The following is a 20,331-nucleotide window of genomic DNA, read 5'->3' as shown; positions in this document are numbered from 1 at the left end:
TCCGTTAAAAAGAAGAAGCCCCGAATAATTCGAGGCTTCTTTATCAAAATTTAATTGCTATTAAGCTAAAGTTTAAAAGAAGTATCTTAAGCCTAACTGCATACCCCAGGTACTAGCAGTAGTTAGTGTATTCTGCCAAGGCTTAGTTAATAATTGACCATTTAAGGTTTGCATTTTAAAGGTGGGTTGCCCCTGACTGTTTAAACCATTAAAAATTAAGGGTTGAGTAGTTGTGGTTTGTTGACGAACCCCCCACATTTTATTTATCAAATTGCCGGCATTTAAAATATCTACAGAAAGTTGTAAGGTATGTTTTCTTTCACCCACTTTAGCATAAAAGTCCTGTAAAATTCTAACATCGAAAGTACTTAACCACGGCAAGTAAGCAGCATTTCTTTCAGCATCTTTTCCTTTATTGTTTCTTAAATAAGGAGTGTTTTGTACAAACTGTTGGAATGCTGCAGCTTGTTGAGCTGGGGTATAGCTGTAAGCCACACCATTGTATGTACCACTGTTGGTTACAAAAAGAACTTGTGATGGGTCTTTAGGTATATACATTAAATCAATGCCGCTTAAACCATCATTATTAATATCGCCTTGGTACACATAGCTGTAATTGTTTTGTTTAGCTAACTGACCAAAAATGCTGATGGTTGTTGCCATATGATTTAAATATTCCCAACGATAGGAAAGGGTACCGATAAAACGGTGCGGAGTAACATATGATGATGTTGCCAACTGCACGGTATTAGGTGTTCCGGTAGTTGCATTACTGTTCCAAACTGAAGTTGCTTGAGATCCGGGATTAGCACTTACTTCAGAAGCAAAGCTGGCAGTGTAAGCAAATGATCCGTAGAATCCTTTAGCTGCAGCTTTCTGAATTTGGAAAGTAGCAGAACCACTTGATCCTAAAGTTGTGTTCTCCAAAACAATAGCAGTATTCAAGTTGCTGTACACATTCCTTGCAGCAACAGACGAAAATCTTCCTCTGTAATCAATACCATTAATGGTAGCATCCGGATTTTTTAAGTTGGCATTGCGCATTACTACTGCATTAACATCCTTAGTATATAAGAATTCAGTAGTAATTAACCAACCTTTACCCAATTTTTTATCAAATGCTAAGTTGGTACGCCAAACTTGTGGGAACTTAAAGTTGGGATCAATCAACACAATATTAGCATTGTTCGGTAATGCACCGGGAGTAGGGTTGAATTTGCTTAAGTAAGCATCCGGATTGGGATTGAATAAGAAATTTTGTAATTGAGCAGGGTTGTTTACTGCCTGGCCGCTTTGGTACATAAAGCTGTTAGATGGCATATTTGTTAAGAATACAAAAGGTATTCTTCCTGTAAATAAACCGGTACCGCCACGGAATACTAAATTCTCCTCATCTATTTTATAACGGAAACCTACACGTGGTGAGAAATATAATGTGCTTTTGGGCCATTGTCCTGTGGAGTAATGGGTTGGGTTACCATTTTTGTCAGGAAAAGTTAATGCAGCAATGTTGGGGTTAGCCAATGGTTGCTGGGGATAAACAGGTTTATCAATTCTTAAACCATAGGTAATCTTCAACTTGTCATTAACGTTAAACTCATCCTGAGCATAAATGCCCAATTGCCCAATTTTTAAATCGGCTGAATAAGGTGCCGGTGTACCGGGTACTAACGAGAAGGTATATGAGAAGAATACCGGTGCACGATTATTCATAAAATCACTAAGTGAATTATACGCATAGTAACTTGAAGCGCCGGGCATAAACATATTACCTACTCGTTGATATTCATAAGTAGCACCGAAAGTTAAGGTGTGCTTTCCTGCATAATAAGTAAAGTTGTCAGTGGCATTGTAAATGTCATTGATAACATCGTTATTACGAGTAAAGGGGTCATTACCTGCCGACATATAATTTTGTCCATTATTATTGAAAATATCAATAGTAGGGAAAACTTGTCCACCAGGAATGGTTCTGGTATCACGAATTTTGGTAATGGTTGCAATGAACTGGTTTGAGAAGCGACTGTTGAAACTTGAGTTTAATTCAACAGCACCTGATCTAACTAAGTGATTGAAACCGTAGTTAGAATTACTGAAGGCCATTGAACGTAAACTAAAGCGGTTATTGGGCAAACGGCTAATTTGTCCACTTGCACCTACAACTGAAAATGGTGCAGCATTAGGAATACTACTTCCGTTTAATGGGTTCATATCAGTTCCAACCAACTCATTGTATTTAACACTCAATTTGTGCACTTTATTAATGTTCCAGTCAACCTTTAATAATAACTTATGATTGGCTGCAACAAAGTTGGGGAAGTTATCATAAGCCCCCGGGTCATAATTGTAAGTGTTTTTCAGAAAATCTGATAATTTCTTCAAAGAGTCAATTGGGGTTTGTGAAATATTGCCTGTACCACTTCCACCTGTTGGTGAATAGGTAATACCGGGTGAAGTATTTTCTTCATGCTCGTAGTTAGCAAAGAAGAATAATTTGTTTTTAATAATGGGTCCACCTAAAGTAAAACCATAGATTTTTTTGGTAGAAGGTGCTGGGTTTGTTAAAGTAACAGAACCTACTTTTTTACCATTATAATCTTGGTTGCGATATAATGTATAAGCAGAGCCATGGAAAGTGTTGGTACCGCTTTTGGTTACAGCAAAAATACCGGCACCGGTAAAGCCCGATTGGCGAACATCATAAGGTGCAATATTTACTGAAACTTCTTCAATCGCATCTAATGAAATGGGCTGGTTACCACCACCCGGTAAAGGGTCAGAGCTTAAACCAAAGTTATTATTTAGGTTGGCACCATCAACCACCACATTGTTATACCTACCATCGCGACCGGCAAAGCTGTTACCATTAGCCTGAGGGGTAATACGAGTAAAGTCAGTAATACTTCTGCTAATAGTTGGTAAAGTTGATAGTTGTCTTTGTGAAATTTGGGTAGAAGCCCCCGTACGGTCTGTGTTAATTTTCCGTGCTTGTGATGCTACCACCACTTCGGTTAAATTGTTCGTTGCATCTTGCATGGTTACATTGGCAATGTAGGGTTCACCTAAGTTTAGGTAAAAATCCTCTACTACTTCCGGCCTTAAGCCTACATATTTAAACTCAATTTTGTAGGGGCCGCCAATTCTTACGTTAGGCAAAGTGTATTCACCGCTTTTACGCGATACTGTTGTGTACACGGTTCCCGAAGGAATGTGGGTTGCAGTAATTGAAACACCTTCTAAAGGTTTTCCGTCTTGCATTTTTACAAAGCCTTTAATGCTACTGGTGGTTACCTGGGCAAATAGAGTTACCGGTAAGCATAGTAATAGCAATACAAGGACTCGCAGTAGTTTTTTACTAAGCATAATGTTAAATTTTTCAGAGGCAAATAAAATGAATTATTTAGGTTCAGCAACATTAAAATATTAACAAATCGTTGCTTTTTATAAACGTTTACCGATTTTAAGGGGAAATCCACATTTTTTTTAAACAGATAATCGTAATAAACAGGCACTTAATTTTAAACAAAAACCCCCATTAAGCTGTACTTTTGTAGTTAATTATTATATATGTTGAATTCTATTCAAGAAGGTATAGACGCTATTAAAAATGGCCAATTAGTAATTGTTGTTGACGACGAAGACCGTGAAAATGAAGGCGATTTTATTACCGCTGCTCGTAATGTAACTCCCGAAATCATTAATTTCATGACTAAAGAGGGGCGAGGGTTAATATGTGCTCCCATTTCAGAGGCTTTAGCTCAAAAATTGCAGCTAGATTTAATGGTGAATCAAAACACCGCTTTACATGAAACCCCTTTTACCGTTAGTGTGGATTTGCTAGGACATGGTTGTACTACGGGTATTAGTGCTCACGACCGTGCAAAAACTGTTCAAGCCTTAATAGACCCAAATACTAAACCTGAAGATTTAGGTCGTCCCGGGCATATTTTCCCTTTACGTGCCAAAAACGGTGGTGTACTTCGTAGAACTGGGCACACCGAAGCTACCGTTGATTTGGCTAGGTTGGCGGGTTTTGAAGAAGCAGGGGTTTTAGTAGAAATTATGAATGAAGATGGTAGTATGGCCCGATTACCACAATTGCTTGATATTGCTAAAAAATTCAATTTAAAAATAATTTCTATAAAAGATTTAATTGAATACCGCTTAAAACAAGATTCATTAATTGAAGAAGTTACTAGGGTTGAAATGCCCACTAAATACGGCTACTTTAAGCTGGTTGCTTTTAAAGAAAAACTTACCGGGGGTGAACATTTAGCACTAATTAAAGGTGAATGGAAAGCTGGCGACCCTGTTTTAACTCGTGTTCATAGCAGTTGTTTTACAGGTGATATTTTAGGAAGTTTTCGATGTGATTGTGGTGAACAATTACACAAAGCCATGCAAATGGTTCAGGCTGAAGGTAAAGGTGTTATTTTATACATGAACCAAGAAGGACGAGGTATTGGATTAATGAATAAACTAAAAGCCTATAAATTGCAGGAAGAAGGTATGGATACCGTTGAAGCGAATTTACATTTAGGTTTTGGAATGGATGAGCGTGATTATGGTGTTGGCGCACAAATACTTAGGGCATTAAATGTAACAAAACTGCGTTTAATGAGTAACAATCCTAAAAAAAGAGCTGCTTTAAAAGGTTATGGTTTGGAAATTGTAGAAGTTGTGCCTATTGAAATTCCACCTAATCCCTTTAACGAAAAATACCTGCAAACCAAGCGCGATAAAATGGGGCATGAAATTTTAAAGAAATAAGCATAAAAAAAGCGGTAATGTTTTTTAAACATTACCGCTTTAACTTTTATCTGTCTTTTAAATAAGCTTCCTCTCGTTCATACTCTTTTTCATAAGCTTTTATAATGGCTTTTACCAGCCTATGTCTTACTACATCTTCTTCAGACAATTCAACATGTTCAATACCTTCAATGTTTTGTAAAATACGGGTTGCCTTGTGTAAACCACTTCTTTGATTACGCGGCAAATCAATTTGGGTAGGATCGCCTGTTATAATTGCCTTTGCATTGGCACCAATACGGGTTAAAAACATTTTTAATTGTAAATCATTGGTATTTTGTGCTTCATCTAAAATAATAAAGGCATTATCTAAAGTTCTACCACGCATATAAGCCAAGGGCGCAATTTCTATGGTGCGCGTAGTCATGTAATAACCCAATTTGTCGGCAGGTATCATATCATCTAATGCATCATACAATGGCCTTAAATAAGGGTCAATTTTTTCTTTTAAATCACCGGGCAAAAAACCCAAACTTTCTCCCGCTTCAACTGCGGGGCGAGTTAAAATTATTTTTTTAACCACCTTGTTTTTTAAAGCACGTACCGCTAATGCAACTGCAGTGTAGGTTTTACCCGTTCCGGCAGGACCAATGGCAAAAACAATATCATTTTTATCAATGGCTTGTACCATTTTTTTCTGGTTGGCAGTACGGGCACGAACAGTTTTACCATTGGGGCCAAATACCAAAATGTCATTGGGATGCCTATCAATAAAATGGTCTACAGTTTCGGCATCATCACCACCCAGTATTTGTTCAAAGTAGTTTTCACTTAAATGACCATTTCGTTCTAAATATTGCAGTATAAGTTCAATTTTTTCTTTGGCTGCATCAATTTGTTCCGGTGCACCGCTAATTTTAATTTGTGTGCCTCTTGATAAGATTTTTAATAATGGAAATTTCTTTTTCAATAAATCAAACTTGCCGTTGTTTACACCAAAAAACTCAATGGGGTTAACATTGTTTAGGCTAATAATTGTATCTGTCAATGTATTTGGATTTTAGGGTTAACAAATAAGGTTAATAATAAGTAACCGCTTCTTTCAAATTTAATTTTTTTATTCATTTAATTACAAACTTGTTTATGCACATGTGTGGAAAGAATTTTTATGTCATAGTAACACCTATCATTACAAGCTTGTTGTAATTTAATGAATATAACAGCAGTTAACCATTATTATTTTGTTAACAACATGGATTTGTTGGAATGATTATTTTCTTATTATTCAGGATGTATTAAATGCATAATTCCCGAAGTAGCAATTTGTAAGCCTACACAAAAAACCAAAAATGCACTTAAGCGATTTACTATTTGTCCGCCCTTTTCACCTAATTTTTTAATGAGTATGGGGGTGTAAGCATAACTTAAAAAAATAACAACGGCCATTAGCAAAACCGCAAAAATTAATGCGCCTAAATTGATGAAATACGCAGATATTTTTTTGGCATTGCCATGTGCACTTAAAGTTAACAAAACAGAAATAGTGCCGGCACCGGTTGTCATTGGAAAGGATAATGGATAGAATAAAATTTTATTAACACTGGCCATATCCGTATCCGTATCAGGGCTTTTAGTTTCTTCTTTCGGCTTAACATCATTGTTAGATGATAATAATTGCCAACCCATTTTGCAAATTAAAATGCCACCCGCAATTTGTACCACCGGTATTGAAATGCCAAACAATTTGAAAATCCAACTGCCAATAATAGTTGCAACAGCACAAATCATAAAACTGTAAATGGCAATTTTCTTAGCTGCAATTATTCTTTGGGCTCTTGTTAAATGATCAAGCAAGGGGTCCATTATTAATGCAGTACCGATTGGATTTACGGGAGGAAACAATGCGACAAATCCTATAAAAGCAAGGTTTAAAATATTAAAAATAACATTCATTTTTTATGCAGGGTTTGAGGTATTGGTGGGTTGTTTTTGACTATCTAATTTTTTTAATATTTCCAATATCAATTCATTTTGTTTTTCTAAGCGCAGTAAAATGGTTTCAATTTCCATTTCTGATTTTTGGTTAATTCTGAAATCAGTTTCTGCTCTTATTTCTGCATGTATGCCTTGTAGGTTCTGTCCAACCATAATTAAAGGCATTAACAGTAGCTGAATTAAGTTTGAAATAAATAGCCAAAGTACAAATGCCGGGTAGGGGTCAAAACGGTAAGCCTTCGGCCCTAAAGTATTCCATAATAACCACAAAGCTGACCAGCTAAAAATTAAAATGAAAAAACCCATGCTGCCCACTTTTATGGTAATCCACAAGGCTAGTTTATTAAGTGGAGTTAGTTGTTGCTTATATGCCGTATTTACATTTACTACAGGGCTATCTGGTGAAACCATATTATTATTGTTAATAATTTCATTAATTGTATTCATAATGCAAAACAGATTATGATTATTTAATTTTTTTAAGTTGATGGATCGTTTCTTCAGGCGATTTTGAATGAAATATAGAACTGCCTGCCACTAAAACATCTGCCCCGCTGTGCATTACCGCCGAAGCATTATCAAGTGATATGCCGCCATCAACTTCAATTAATACTTGAGGAGCTATTTTATTAATTTTTTGTTTCAATTCTTTTATTTTTATTAAAGAGTGGGCTATAAATGATTGACCGCCAAAACCCGGGTTTACGCTCATTATTAAAACCATATCAATATCGGTCAGCACATTTTCAATCATACAAATTGGTGTATGTGGATTTAATGCTACGCCCACCTTTATTCCTAAATTTTTTATTTGTTGTATATTTCTGTGCAAATGCGGACAAGCTTCAACATGTACTGTAATACTATCTGCACCGGCTTTTTTAAAATCTTCTACATATTTTTCCGGTTCTACAATCATTAAATGTACATCTAATGTTTTAGTGGTAGCTTTTCGTATGGCTTCAACAATGGGAATACCAAAACTGATATTGGGCACAAAACGACCATCCATTACATCTAAATGAAACCAATCTGCCTCACTTGCATTTAATCGCTGACATTCATTTTTTAAGTCTAAAAAATTCGCAGCTAAAATAGAGGGTGCTATGATTGGCATAATATTTTTTATTTTTCAATTTTAGGAAATATAAGCATGCAAATTTACTGATTTTGTAATCGGTTTATTGCAGTTGCAGCTTCATGCAAGGATGGGTCTAAGGTAAGAGATGTTTGATAGTTTTTAATGGCTTCATTTTTCTTTTGCATAGCCTCATAACACTTTGCTTGCCAGTAATAGGCATCTGCATAGGTATTATTTACCTGTGAAGCAAGTTGAAATATTTGTAAAGCATGCGTGTAATCTTTTTTATCAAAATAAATAAACCCTTTTTCCATGTAGGCTTCCATTAAAGTAAAATTTAAATTAATGCTTTGGTTAAACATGCTTAAAGCTTTTTCTGTTTGCCCGGTTCGGGCATAGTAAACACCTTCTATAAAACTACAATTGGCATCAATGGCTCTGCCTAGTTTTAAATCTAACACTTGATTGCATAAATCAATGGCAGTTATATTTTTTTGTTCGGCATATAAATTAGCCAATGATAATAGTGCATTGGCGTCAGGATATATTTCAATAGCATGCTTATAAGCATCAATGGCGCCGGCAGTATCTTCCGCATTTTCTAACAAATGTCCTTTTCTATACCATAACTCATAGTTGAATTTGTCGTTCATAATTAATGAATCAATTTGTTGAACAGCGGGCTTAAACATATTCAAACTATCTAAAGCATCCACTAATTTCATTCGCAAGGATATACTGTCAGGATGGGCATTTACGGTTTGTTGAAGCTTAGAAATGTAGGGATTAATAACATTCGTTTTGTTTGCACTGGCATCATCGAATTGTTTATCGGTTTTAGCTTCATGGCAAGCCATTACCATAAAAAAAAGAAAAAATATAATTAGGTATTTGCTTGGTTGCATAGCTGTTATATTACTTAATGACAGATAGCGTATAAATTTAATTGAACACTTGAATTATTTGTACTTGCAAAAGTAATGGGCTATATGCCAAAAAAATTTAAAAATAAGCTTTCTAATTATCTTACAGCCTTGCTTAATATTTAATTTGTACTGATGTAATGTTTTTTGCAGCTGAAAGTTTTATCTTCGGTGCTTTAAAATTAAAAAAATGAATACCGTTAACACTTTATTACTCTTTATTCATAGTTGGTTGCGTTGGATAATTTTGATTTTACTTTTAGTTGGCATTTTTAATAGCCTTTCAAAAATGCAACGACCATTGAGTAATGTGGCTAAAAAAATGAATTTATGGTTAATGATTGCTGCACATATTACATTACTAATTGGGTTGTATCAGTATTTTTTTGGTCCAATAGGTTTTGTGTTTTTCAGAACAATGGGGGTGGCGGAAGTAATGAAGAATCCGGTATATCGTTTTTGGGCGGTGGAACATATTACAGGAATGATTATTGCCATTATTTTAATTACTATTACTCGGGGCATTGCTAAAAAGGACATGGAACCGGCCAGAAAAAACAAGAAACTTTTGGTGTTGTATATTTTTGCTTTAATCATCATTATAGCCTCCATTCCTTGGCCGGGAAGATTTGGTGATTTACCACTTTTCCGTGGGCTTTAACATAAAAATTTTCATTTTTTATAAAAGAGGCTTTCGCCTCTTTTTTTTATCTTTGAAGGAAGCAGATTGTTATGCCTTATTTCAGAAATTTTATTTATTGGATAGATAAGCGGAAATGGAAATATGTTTTTTTGCTTACTATGTTGGAACTCTCAGGTCATTATTGCTCCAACTAAATTGTAAACCTATTTTTTATTCTCAAATCTTTTAATGTATGCCTTATTATATTCAACGAGGAAGTCTTCCTCCAAAACGTCATACCCAATTTCGGCAGGCCGATGGCTCATTATATGCCGAGCAATTATTTTCCACTGAAGGTTTCAGTAGCGATTACACTTTAATGTACCATTACCATCCACCTACCCAAATTATTAAGGTAGACGAACCCATTAATTGTATGCCTGAAATAGCTGAAGAAAAAATGCTCAAGCATCGTTGCTTCGAAACATTTCAGGTGAAGCCTGAAGCGGATTATTTAAAAAGTAGAAAGCCCTTATTGGTGAATAATGATTGTGCAATTTCTGTTGCCGCACCGGAAAAAAGCATGGAAGGATATTTTTATAAAAATGCTGATGCAGATGAACTTATATTTATTCATGAAGGCAATGGTATCTTGCATTCTCAATATGGTGATTTGTACTTTCAATATGGTGATTACATTGTTATTCCTCGTGGCACTATTTACCAAATTAGCTTTCAAAGTGCACATAACCGATTATTCATTGTTGAGTCATACAGCCCTATACGTTTTCCCAAAAAATATGTCAGTAAAAATGGACAATTATTGGAACATTCACCTTACACTGAACGCGATTTAAAATTACCTGAATTTAAGGAACCCATAAATGCCAAAGGCGATTTTTTAATTGAAACAAAAAAACGTGGAATGCTTTATGGTATTCATTATGCCAATCATCCTTTCGACGTTGTGGGATGGGACGGCTGCTGCTATCCTTACATTTTAAGTATTCACGATTTTGAACCAATTACCGGACGTGTGCACCAACCGCCTCCGGTGCATTTAACCTTTGAAGCTAATAATTTTGTTGTATGCAGCTTTGTTCCGCGGTTATACGATTATCATCCATTAGCTATTCCTGCACCTTATAATCACAGTAATATTGATAGTGATGAAGTATTGTATTATGTTGATGGTGATTTTATGAGCAGAAAAAATGTAACAAGGGGAATGATTACTTTGCATCCTGCGGGTATTCCTCATGGACCTCATCCCGGTGCAGTTGAAAAAAGTATCGGAAAAAAAGAAACACAAGAGCTAGCTGTAATGGTGGATACGTTTCATCCTTTACAATTAACTAAAACCGTTTTGGGAATTGAAAATAAAGATTATATTATGAGTTGGGCAGAATAATGATTACATAATTGCTTAAAACAATTATCATTGAAATGAAGAGCTGTTACCCAATTAGCGTAGCAGCTTTTTTAATGTCAAAATTCAAGTGTTGAAATTTTATATTATAAATTAAAATAATTAAAAATTATTATTGCTTGAAAAATTAAATCATACCATTGCCCAACCTTTAAATTTTATGGCTTTTGGTCTGCTCACAATTGCTTCTTCTAAATGCTCACCAAATTTTAGAAAGGTTTTTAGGCGTTGATTGATGAAGGGTTTAATATAGTTGATACTTTTCTGGTGTATGATATAGCTGCGATTAATTCTGAAAAATTCTGCAGGATTAAGTTGTGTTTCAAGTTCATCTAAATTATAATTAATTAAAAATTTTTGCCCTGAATGGCTAAAAAGATTCACTAACTTATTTTCTGATTTAAAAAATGAAATGTCACTGATGGGTATTAAATATTGTTTGCTACCCAGTCTTCCCCAAAATTGCTTCATGTATCCATTTCTGCTTTCTTCCGGATATTCTTTAAATTGTTTAATCAGTTGTAGTTTATCTAAAGCAATTTTTAAATGTTTTTTAGTAATTGGCTTTAATAAATAATGTATGCTAAAATAATTAAATATATCTAAAGAATAAGCAGCTTGTGTTCCCATAAAAATAATAGGGCATTTAAAATTTTGCTTACCTAAAAGTTCAAATGCATTACCACCTTTTAATTCTACATTCATGAAAATAGCGTCAGGCAATTGATGAGTTGCAAACCATTGGTACGCTTCATTTATTTCACAAACCAACAATTCAACAACTATGTTGGAATGCATATGATGCAATAGTTGTTTCAAGCGTTTCGCGCTTAAAATATCTTTTTCTATAATTAGTACCTGCATAGCAAATAAATTAGTGAATTGTTTGTGTAAAGTCCATTTGCTAAATACTAAAGTGTACTTTAAAATATTTCTAACAACAAATTATATTAAGTTTCATTATAACAGTTAATCTTTCATATTGGTTCATATTATAAAACTTTTACTGCAGTATTGACTTTCTATTATAGTTTAATGTTTGAACATTTTTTAATGTAATAACATAAATATGAAAAAGCCTTTCACAATGGGAGTTAGTGAAAGGCTTTTTACATAAGTTATATTTGAGTATTACAATTGAATCTTTAGGGTAGCAAAACCCGATCAATTACATGCACTACACCATTGGTAGCCATTATGTTTGTTGCTATAATATTAGAGGCAGTGGTGTTACCGTTACCCTTAACGGTTGCACCGCCCATTAAGGAAATTGTTAGTTTTTCAGAATTTAAAGTAGTGGGTTGGGCACCCTGTGTTAAGTCAGATGAAAATACCCTGCCCGCAATAACATGGTAAGTGAGTATTGAAGTTAAAGTAGCAGGGTCGGCATTGTTTATATCATTAACGGTAGCAAAACCTGCTGCTCGAAATGCTGCATTGGTAGGTGCAAATACGGTAAACGGACCGGGACCTGAAAGTACAGCTGCTACATTCACTGAACCCTGACTGGCACGAAGTACTGCTGCAACTAAATAACTAAAACTAGTATCGCTTTGAGCTACCTGAACAATATTGCCAATTGGGGGAATCAATACTCTTGCAATGGCATGAATAACACCGTTACTGGCCATTATATCGGCTTGGGTTACCGGAATACCATTTACAAAAACACCATTAGCATTCTTAGTAACAAAAACAGAATCGCCACTGGCCGTAATTACTTTCGCATTTGGTCCTGCAGGTACATTAGCTGCCGGTATGTTGGCTGGAATTGTGTGATATAATAATAAGGTGCTTAGCTGGCTGGGTGTCAATGCATTAATGGTAGAAGCAGTAATTCCACTTCCGGCAAATGCAGTGTCGCTGGGCGCAAAAACAGTAAAGGGACCCGGTCCGTTTAATGTGGTTGCTAAATTGGCTTTTACCACTGCGCTTTTCAATAAACTAAAGTTTGAATTGTTAGAAACAATGGTAGTAATAGTTTGCTGATTAGTTGATGGATTATTTGAGCTTTTCTTGCAGGCAGTTCCAACCAATATTATGGCCGACGCCAATAAACCCATTGCAACTGTTTTGAATAATATTTTTTTCATAACGGTAACATTTTGTTTAATTTTTATAACATCAATCTCAAACAACAGTTATGCAACTGTTACTGAACTGTATATTTTAATGGCTGAATTGTTTTTTTTGAGTAAATTTTCACAATTACACACCCAAAAGATGTAACTAAAAAAGAAGCTTATTAAAATGCCTATAATGTTTTTTGAAAAAAATGAATGCTAAATTTTATTGGCATATTTTTTTTATATTCATGTTCTAAAACTTACCAATATGATACCGTTTCACGAACTTAAAGTAGGTAATTATGTTAAATGCACCTATAATGGAAAACAATGGGATGGCGAAGTAACTGATTTGAACAATGATGAAAAACAGGTTTGTGTGGCTACGGAAGTGCAGGAGTTTTGGTATTCACCTGATGCGCTTGATCCATTACCTTTAAATGATGAACAGTTGCAACGTTTAAAGTTCAAGAAAGAACAAATGCCTGATGGGTCCGTCAAATATAGCAAAGGTGCTTTTAGAATGCTAATTCCCGGTGATGGTGATTTTTCTGCCATCGATTTATGGTATAGAGAAGACAGGCGCTATCATCCTAATGTACACTTTATACATCAACTCCAAAATCATTATAGTGACATGACTAAAATTCATTTGACTACAGAACCTATGTAATAAATATTTCAATCATTTCCACTCATCATAAATAAAGGCAGTTCTTTTGGACTGCTTTTTTTGTTTAATTATATTCACGCTTTAATTGTTATACACTCAATCATTGTTAATAAATTCTACATTATGCGTAAATGGATGTTGTTTTTGTTGCTATTGCAATTTTCTTTAGTAAGCTTTTCTCAACAAGAAGTTACCAGCCCCGACGAATTTTTAGGATATACAGTCGGTAATAAATTTTCCAGGCATCATCAAATAGTTGATTATTTTAAATTAGTTGCTAAACAACGCCCTGATTGGGTTAAAATAATACCCTATGGTAAAACAAATGAAGGACGTGAATTGCTGGTAGCGGTTATAGCAACCCCGAATAATCTTCAAAGAATTGAAGATATACGCAAAAATAATTTACGGATAACCGGTATGTTGAAAGACGGTATAGCAGCAAATACAACTAATGCAGTACCCATTGTTTGGCTAAGTTATAATGTGCATGGAAATGAAGCGGCATCAAGTGAAGCGGCTATGTTAACGCTTTATACATTGGTGAAGCCCGATAATACTGAAGCACAGAAATGGTTACAAAATGAAGTAGTCATTATGGATCCATGTATAAACCCTGACGGGCGTGATAGATATATCAACTGGTATAATAGTGTAGTAGGGGCACAAATGAATGTTGATATACAATCTCGCGAGCACATGGAACCTTGGCCGGGCGGAAGAACCAATCATTATAATTTTGACTTAAACAGAGATTGGGCTTGGCAAACACAAGTAGAAACACAACAACGTTTAAAGCTATACCAACAATGGATGCCAGAAGTGCATGTTGATTACCATGAACAAGGTTTTAATGAGCCCTATTATTTTGCACCTGCAGCTGAACCCTATCACGAAGTAATTACTCAATGGCAACGCGATTTTCAACAATTGATTGGGAAAAATAATGCATCTTATTTCGATAAAAATGGTTGGTTGTATTTCACCAAAGAACGTTTCGATTTATTTTATCCATCCTATGGCGATACCTATCCAATTTATGATGGTGCCATAGGAATGACATTTGAACAAGGCGGCATACGTGCAGGTCTTGGTGTAATTAATGATGATGGTGATACTTTAACTCTGCGCGATAGAGTATTGCATCATTTCACTACCGGAATTTCTACTGTTCAGGTAAGTGCTGAACAACACCAACAATTAGTAGATAATTTTAAAAAATATTTCGATAATAACAATAATGCAGTTAATAACATTTATAAGACATACATTGTTACCAGTAATGATGCTAACAAGATAAATGCAGTTAAAGAGTTGCTAGATAAAAATAATATTGAGTATGGTATTGTGGAAGCAAATAATTTAAAAGGTTTTCACTATTCTACAAATGCTGTTGAAAATGTTCAGTTACAAAAATATCAACTAGCAGTATCCATGTTCCAGCCCAAAAGCAGCTTAGCCAGAGTTTTGTTTGAACCTGCCTCAAAACTCTCTGATAGTGCCACTTATGATATTACAGCTTGGAGTATACCCTATACATTTGGAGTAGATGCATATGCTTTAAATGATAAACTTAATTTAAAACCATTTGTAGCCAATGTAATCAATGCAAATAGTATTCCTACAAGTACTTATGGTTACATTATCCCTTATCAGTCTTTCAACGCTGCCCGTTTGTTAGCTTATTTAACCAATAATCATGTAAAAGTTAGGGTTACAGCTAAGCCTATTACATACAATAATATAACTTATCCTGTTGGTACTTTATTGGTATTAAAAACGAGTAATGAATACGTAAATTGGGTATCGTTGGTAAAAAATGCAGCCGTTAAGTACAATATTTTACCCGTAGAGGTAACTACAGGTTTAATGCAAAAAGGTCCTGATTTTGGTAGTCCTGATATTTCCGTAATAAATGTGCCTAAGGTTGCATTAATTACAGGTGAGCAAAGCTCAGCAACCGATGCCGGTGAAGTTTGGAATTATTTTGATAAGGCCTTGGAGTATCCTGTTACATTATTAAATGCAACTGATATTTATCGGTTGAATTTGAATACCTATAATGTAATTATTGTACCCGATGGATATTATAAGGTTTTTAATGATAAATCTGTGGCAGACAAACTAAAAAGTTTTGTAACCGCAGGTGGAAAATTAATTACTATTCAAAATGCTACCGCTTTAATTGGTACCAATATTTTTGGATTAAAGCAAAAAGAAATAAATACAGAAGACACAATAAATATTCGCCAGCTTCCGGTTTACAATGAGTCTGAGAGAAAAGACCTATCTTTTTCTATACCGGGAAGTATTTATAGCGTGCAATTAGATAATACGCATCCACTTGCATATGGATATGATAAAATTTATTATACACTAAAGCAAAATACAGATGTATATGAATTATTAAATAAAGGTTGGAATGTTGGTACCATTGCAGGTAATAATTATGTTGCCGGATTTGTTGGCAGTAAAATAAAAAATAAGCTGAACAACGGTGTACTATTTGGTGCACTGAAGTTTGGAAAAGGTAATTACGTATTTATGGCTGATGACCCTATATTTAGAATGTTTTGGGAGAACGGGAAATTAATGTTAGCGAATGCCATTTTTATGGTGCAATAATAAATGCTAAAAAATGTATATGTAATAAAGCCCGTTAGATAACGGGCTTTTTAATGGAATGTTATCTTCAGCAATCAAATAATTTTTTGTATATTGTTCATAAAAAAATGAATCCATTTTGGTCGCAATTTATATATCATCAAATTTTACGAAAGAAAAGTGTTGTTATTGAAAAAACAGATTCTAATTATAAAAAAGCCAAAGGATTTCGTTTTTTTAAATTACTGTTTTATAGGTTTTTGAAAGATGTTGTTTTGCTGGTTGGTGGTATTCTATCTGCTGCTTTTGGTTTAAAAGGGTTTTTGTTGCCTAATAAGTTTATTGATGGCGGTGTTACCGGAATTTCTTTGTTAATGGCTGCATTAACCCACTTGCCAATTTATGTTTACATTATCATAATAAATATTCCATTCATCTTATTGGCATTTCGAGTCATTAATCAAGTATTTGCTATTAAGTCAACGTTAGCTATTGCAGGGTTGGCAATTAGTTTAGCCTTATTAAATTTTCCGGTAATCACTAATGATCATTTGTTGGTAGCTGTGTTTGGCGGATTCTTCCTTGGTGCCGGAATTGGGCTTTCGGTACGTGGGGGTGCTGTTATTGATGGTACTGAAATTTTGGCTATTTTCTTAAGTAAAAAATTACGTACTACTATTGGCGATATTATTGTAGTAATTAACCTTATTATCTTTTCTGCAGCAGCTTATTTATTATCTATTGAAGCTGCAATGTATTCTTTAATAACCTATTTGGCTGCATCAAAAACGCTTGATTTTATAGTTGAAGGTATTGATGAATATATAGGTGTAACCATTATTTCACCACACCATGAAACTATTCGACAAATGATTATACATAAAATGGGTAGGGGCGTTACTGTTTACAGTGGTAAAAGAGGCTTCGGGAAAAATGGTGAAACCAAAGAAGTGGATATTATTTATACTGTTGTTACAAGGCTTGAACTAAATAAGCTAAATGCGGAAATTGAGCGGATAGATTCCAATGCATTTGTAGTGATGAGCAGTGTGAAAGATACAAAAGGAGGTATGATTAAAAAGCGAAGTGTATAACATTTTGATTTTGTTTATTTTTTAGTTTATGTTTTCCTACATGTAACTTTCATAAACTCTTATTGCACAGTAACTTTAAAAATAGCAATTTTGACTGTTCATGTATATGCAAATAAATTTTTATGCGCTCAAAAAACATGTTAAGTAATTCAAAACTTTCTAAAAATATTCCTCAAACTCCCAAAAATATTTTTGAAGAAATTTTCTTGCAATCCACCGTAAGCACACAAATTCTGGATAAAGAAGGGTGGTGTGTACGCATTAATAAAAAATTGTCTGAAATATTCGGTGTTTTACCTGAAGATATAGAAGGTAAGAAGTATAATATTTTTCAAGATGCAGAAATTAAAAAGCATGGTATTGATAAATTATTAAAAAAAGTATATACTGAAAAGTCAATTGAACAATGGGAGGTATTTTTTAACATTGATAACGCCTCAAAATCACAAAACATTCCCATTGCTTTGCCGGTAACAAAGTGGTTTTCGAATACGGCCTATCCGGTTTTGAATGAAAATGGAGAATTGGAAAATGTAATTATTCAACATCAGGATATTACCCTGCAGAAGGAAAATAGTTTACGACTAAAGGCGAGTGAAGAAAGCCTTCAAAAAATTTTTAATTCTTCACCTGTGGGGCTTTTGCTTTCCAATACAGAGAATGAGGAAATTATAATGGTAAACCGCGCGGTTGAGCAATTAATTGGTTTGCCTTCCAAAAAAATTGTAGGCAAATCAGTTGCTTATTTTCTAGCCGATAAAGCTGACCAAAAAAAATATGTTACTTCCATTAAACAGTTTGGAAAAGTAAGAAATATGGAAGTGGCGCTTAAAAAAGCAAACAATCAACTTGTTACTTGCTATGCCTCTGGTGATGTTGTTGAAATGAATGGCGAATCACTTTTTTTAACAGGGATTGTAAATATTTCCGAACTAAAGCAAACCCAATATGCGTTACAACAAAGTGAAGCCAAGTTTAAGAATTTAATTGAAGATTTACAGGTTGGATTATTGGTAATGGATGAACATGCAAAAATTTTAATGTTTAATAAAGCAGCATCTAATTTATTGGGTTATTCTTCCGAGCAATTATTAGGTAAATCAGCTTATGATACCGATTGGAAAGTAATTCGTGATGATGGCACATTTATGCCGGGTAATGAATTTCCGGTTCCAATTGTTGTAGAAACATTACAACCTGTGCACAATTGTACCATGGGCATGTACAGACCTCTTTATCATGATTGGATTTGGCTTTTAGTTGATGCCATACCCGTTTTTGATGAGAATCATAATCTTCAACAAATTATTTGCACTTTTAGCGATATTACAGAAAAGAAACAGTTAGAAAAACAAATTCAAAACCAACAAATTAAAGAACAACAACTAATTACAGAGGCAATTATTCAAAGCCAGGAAGAACAGCGTGAAGAAATGGGCCGCGAGTTGCACGATAACATTAATCAATTATTAGCCGGTGCAAAAATATATTTAGACATGGCTATTAAAAATGCATCCATGAGTCATGATTTAATGTATAAAAGCATGGATATTTTAGATAAGGCCATACAGGAAATCAGAAAAATCAGCAAAATGTTAGTTGCACCATCATTGGAAGAAGACAGTTTACAACTTTTGGTAAAAGATTTGGTAAATACCCTTAATAATAATGGTGTGGTGAAGTTCAAATTTGTATTTGATAATTTTATAGAAGAAGGTTTAAGCAAAAATATTAAGCTTGTTTTGTATAGAATTATTCAAGAACAAATGAATAATATTTTAAAGCATGCAAAAGCTACCGAAGCAGTAATTGAACTTAATTCGGAAAATGGCTATGTGTATTTAACCTTAAAAGATAATGGTCAAGGGTTTGATACTTCTGCAAAGCCAAAGGGAATTGGCTTGCGAAATATAGCTAACCGTTTATTATTAAATAATGGTAAAATGTACATCGATTCATCACCCGGGAACGGTTGTACATTACATGCAAGTATTTTAATTGAAAATGATGATGAAAGATTATAAATTTTTTAATAGAATGATATATGCTGGAAGATGATCACTGTAACCATTTTTAAATTGCATTCCTTCCCATGAACGCATAGGATAACCTTTGTATTTACCTGAAGATTCTAATAAATAAGGTGCATTATAAATACTGCTTTTATAAAAATAAAAACCCGATTGTTGTTTATCAATCCATTCGGTTGATAGGATGATTTGATCAAATAATGACCATGCATCTTGGAAAGCTAAAGTTCCATTGCCATTTTTAAACATGTTAAAAAATGGGTTGTACAAACCATTATACCTTTCATACTTAACTTCTTTGGCGTCTAAAATATTGTAAATGCTGGTATTGTTTGGATTATCATTGAAATCGCCCATTACCAGTATCTTTCTTTTATAATCTATTCTTTTAATACTATCTATATGATTTTTTAAAATTTGTGCTACTTCTAAACGGGCAGCTTCACTATGTTGGGTACCTCCATATCTTGAAGGCCAATGGTTCACATAAACATCAACTAATTCACCATCTAACCAACCTTCCACCCATAAAATATCTCTCGTAAACTTGCTTTCTTTGCTTTTTCCTGATAATATAACGGATATTGGCCTACTTTGCAATATTTTGAAATAATTGGGCTGATATAACAAAGCAACGTCAATGCCTCTCAAATCTTTACTGTCAAAGTGTATATATGAATAATTACCACTTCGTAAGTATGAATGATTAATTAAGTCGTTTAACACTAACTCATTCTCAATTTCAGCCAAACCTATTAGTGCCGGCAATATTACTTGGTTGGCAAATGCATCTTTTCCAATTCCCGCAATTACATACGCAATGTTATTCAGCTTTGAGTAATAATTTGTACTTGTATAATTCCTCATTCCTTTAGGGGTAAATTCTTCATCTCTGTATTTGTTACTTGCAATGGTATCATAAAAATTTTCAACATTATAAAATGCTATGATAGCCGATTTATAAATATTCTTTTTTTGAGCATAGCTTATGCCGGCTATGAATAGCAGAAAAAATAATATGTTTTTCATAGCAAATATCTTATAAAATAAAAATATTAAAAAATG

General features: G+C 34.1%; 16 protein-coding genes. 7 read left to right on the top strand and 9 right to left on the bottom strand.

Annotated elements, in window-relative coordinates:
- Positions 1–72: 72 nt before the first annotated feature.
- Positions 73–3,363: a TonB-dependent receptor gene (locus LX80_RS06580; RefSeq protein ID WP_111294470.1), complete on the bottom strand. Its 3,291-nt coding sequence runs from the start codon at positions 3,361–3,363 to the stop codon at positions 73–75.
- Positions 3,364–3,567: 204 nt separating this feature from the next.
- On the opposite strand from LX80_RS06580, the gene LX80_RS06575 reads away from it, so the two are divergent.
- Complete coding sequence (locus tag LX80_RS06575; protein ID WP_111294468.1) at positions 3,568–4,770, top strand: bifunctional 3,4-dihydroxy-2-butanone-4-phosphate synthase/GTP cyclohydrolase II; 1,203 nt, start codon at positions 3,568–3,570, stop codon at positions 4,768–4,770.
- Between the two features lie 46 nt (positions 4,771–4,816).
- Here LX80_RS06575 and LX80_RS06570 read toward each other — a convergent pair whose 3' ends face one another.
- The 5 genes from LX80_RS06570 to LX80_RS06550 all read right to left on the bottom strand — a co-directional run bounded on the left by LX80_RS06570 (position 4,817) and on the right by LX80_RS06550 (position 8,730).
- Positions 4,817–5,797: a PhoH family protein gene (locus LX80_RS06570; RefSeq protein WP_111294466.1), complete on the bottom strand. Its 981-nt coding sequence runs from the start codon at positions 5,795–5,797 to the stop codon at positions 4,817–4,819.
- 233 nt (positions 5,798–6,030) lie between these two features.
- Complete coding sequence (locus LX80_RS06565; RefSeq protein WP_111294464.1) at positions 6,031–6,702, bottom strand: MarC family protein; 672 nt, start codon at positions 6,700–6,702, stop codon at positions 6,031–6,033.
- A 3-nt stretch (positions 6,703–6,705) separates the two neighbouring features.
- On the bottom strand, positions 6,706–7,191 hold the full coding sequence (locus tag LX80_RS06560; protein WP_211307714.1) for a DUF1003 domain-containing protein: 486 nt from the start codon (positions 7,189–7,191) through the stop codon (positions 6,706–6,708).
- Between the two features lie 19 nt (positions 7,192–7,210).
- Entirely contained in the window at positions 7,211–7,861 is a 651-nt protein-coding gene (gene rpe, locus LX80_RS06555) for a ribulose-phosphate 3-epimerase (protein WP_211307713.1), read from the bottom strand.
- Between the two features lie 44 nt (positions 7,862–7,905).
- Positions 7,906–8,730 carry a tetratricopeptide repeat protein gene (locus tag LX80_RS06550; protein ID WP_111294460.1) on the bottom strand — a complete coding sequence of 275 codons (825 nt, stop codon included), beginning with the start codon at positions 8,728–8,730 and terminating at the stop codon, positions 7,906–7,908.
- 208 nt (positions 8,731–8,938) lie between these two features.
- Between LX80_RS06550 and LX80_RS06545 the strand changes: the two genes are divergently transcribed.
- Both LX80_RS06545 and LX80_RS06540 read left to right on the top strand, forming a co-directional pair.
- Positions 8,939–9,409 (top strand): hypothetical protein, encoded by a 471-nt coding sequence (locus tag LX80_RS06545; protein ID WP_111294458.1) that lies wholly within the window; start codon positions 8,939–8,941, stop codon positions 9,407–9,409.
- Positions 9,410–9,623: 214 nt separating this feature from the next.
- Positions 9,624–10,781 carry a homogentisate 1,2-dioxygenase gene (locus tag LX80_RS06540; RefSeq protein WP_111294456.1) on the top strand — a complete coding sequence of 386 codons (1,158 nt, stop codon included), beginning with the start codon at positions 9,624–9,626 and terminating at the stop codon, positions 10,779–10,781.
- 150 nt (positions 10,782–10,931) lie between these two features.
- Here the strand turns inward: LX80_RS06540 and LX80_RS06535 are convergent, their stop codons facing one another.
- Both LX80_RS06535 and LX80_RS06530 read right to left on the bottom strand, forming a co-directional pair.
- Complete coding sequence (locus tag LX80_RS06535; RefSeq protein WP_111294455.1) at positions 10,932–11,663, bottom strand: LytR/AlgR family response regulator transcription factor; 732 nt, start codon at positions 11,661–11,663, stop codon at positions 10,932–10,934.
- A 281-nt stretch (positions 11,664–11,944) separates the two neighbouring features.
- Entirely contained in the window at positions 11,945–12,892 is a 948-nt protein-coding gene (locus LX80_RS06530; protein ID WP_146250404.1) for a fasciclin domain-containing protein, read from the bottom strand.
- Positions 12,893–13,133: 241 nt separating this feature from the next.
- On the opposite strand from LX80_RS06530, the gene LX80_RS06525 reads away from it, so the two are divergent.
- The 4 genes from LX80_RS06525 to LX80_RS06510 all read left to right on the top strand — a co-directional run bounded on the left by LX80_RS06525 (position 13,134) and on the right by LX80_RS06510 (position 19,260).
- Positions 13,134–13,538: a hypothetical protein gene (locus LX80_RS06525; protein ID WP_111294451.1), complete on the top strand. Its 405-nt coding sequence runs from the start codon at positions 13,134–13,136 to the stop codon at positions 13,536–13,538.
- Positions 13,539–13,661: 123 nt separating this feature from the next.
- On the top strand, positions 13,662–16,163 hold the full coding sequence (locus LX80_RS06520; RefSeq protein WP_245898006.1) for a M14 family metallopeptidase: 2,502 nt from the start codon (positions 13,662–13,664) through the stop codon (positions 16,161–16,163).
- 107 nt (positions 16,164–16,270) lie between these two features.
- A complete protein-coding gene (locus LX80_RS06515) occupies positions 16,271–17,236 on the top strand; it encodes a YitT family protein (RefSeq protein WP_111294449.1) in 966 nt (321 codons plus the stop codon).
- Between the two features lie 122 nt (positions 17,237–17,358).
- Complete coding sequence (locus tag LX80_RS06510; RefSeq protein WP_111294447.1) at positions 17,359–19,260, top strand: sensor histidine kinase; 1,902 nt, start codon at positions 17,359–17,361, stop codon at positions 19,258–19,260.
- Here the strand turns inward: LX80_RS06510 and LX80_RS06505 are convergent.
- The gene (locus LX80_RS06505) at positions 19,255–20,295 is read right to left on the bottom strand and encodes an endonuclease/exonuclease/phosphatase family protein (protein ID WP_111294445.1); all 1,041 of its coding nucleotides are present in this window, start codon (positions 20,293–20,295) and stop codon (positions 19,255–19,257) included. The genes LX80_RS06510 and LX80_RS06505 overlap by 6 nt on opposite strands.
- Between the last annotated feature and the right edge of the window lie 36 nt (positions 20,296–20,331).

This window comes from Hydrotalea sandarakina (genome assembly GCF_003254115.1).
GTDB lineage: Bacteria > Bacteroidota > Bacteroidia > Chitinophagales > Chitinophagaceae > Hydrotalea > Hydrotalea sandarakina.
Note: the sequence above shows the minus strand (reverse complement) of the source record. Positions and strands in the feature narration are given on the sequence as shown.

Excerpts from the sequence above, each read along its gene's own strand:
- LX80_RS06510 (WP_111294447.1), top strand. The coding sequence starts at position 17,359 with ATGCGCTCAAAAAACATGTTAAGTAATTCAAAACTTTCTAAAAATATT.
- LX80_RS06505 (WP_111294445.1), bottom strand. The coding sequence starts at position 20,295 with ATGAAAAACATATTATTTTTTCTGCTATTCATAGCCGGCATAAGCTAT.
- LX80_RS06565 (WP_111294464.1), bottom strand. The coding sequence starts at position 6,702 with ATGAATGTTATTTTTAATATTTTAAACCTTGCTTTTATAGGATTTGTC.
- LX80_RS06530 (WP_146250404.1), bottom strand. The coding sequence starts at position 12,892 with ATGAAAAAAATATTATTCAAAACAGTTGCAATGGGTTTATTGGCGTCG.
- LX80_RS06535 (WP_111294455.1), bottom strand. The coding sequence starts at position 11,663 with ATGCAGGTACTAATTATAGAAAAAGATATTTTAAGCGCGAAACGCTTG.
- LX80_RS06525 (WP_111294451.1), top strand. The coding sequence starts at position 13,134 with ATGATACCGTTTCACGAACTTAAAGTAGGTAATTATGTTAAATGCACC.
- LX80_RS06545 (WP_111294458.1), top strand. The coding sequence starts at position 8,939 with ATGAATACCGTTAACACTTTATTACTCTTTATTCATAGTTGGTTGCGT.
- LX80_RS06560 (WP_211307714.1), bottom strand. The coding sequence starts at position 7,191 with ATGAATACAATTAATGAAATTATTAACAATAATAATATGGTTTCACCA.
- LX80_RS06580 (WP_111294470.1), bottom strand. The coding sequence starts at position 3,363 with ATGCTTAGTAAAAAACTACTGCGAGTCCTTGTATTGCTATTACTATGC.
- LX80_RS06520 (WP_245898006.1), top strand. The coding sequence starts at position 13,662 with ATGCGTAAATGGATGTTGTTTTTGTTGCTATTGCAATTTTCTTTAGTA.
- LX80_RS06515 (WP_111294449.1), top strand. The coding sequence starts at position 16,271 with ATGAATCCATTTTGGTCGCAATTTATATATCATCAAATTTTACGAAAG.
- LX80_RS06550 (WP_111294460.1), bottom strand. The coding sequence starts at position 8,730 with ATGCAACCAAGCAAATACCTAATTATATTTTTTCTTTTTTTTATGGTA.
- LX80_RS06575 (WP_111294468.1), top strand. The coding sequence starts at position 3,568 with ATGTTGAATTCTATTCAAGAAGGTATAGACGCTATTAAAAATGGCCAA.
- rpe (WP_211307713.1), bottom strand. The coding sequence starts at position 7,861 with ATGCCAATCATAGCACCCTCTATTTTAGCTGCGAATTTTTTAGACTTA.
- LX80_RS06540 (WP_111294456.1), top strand. The coding sequence starts at position 9,624 with ATGCCTTATTATATTCAACGAGGAAGTCTTCCTCCAAAACGTCATACC.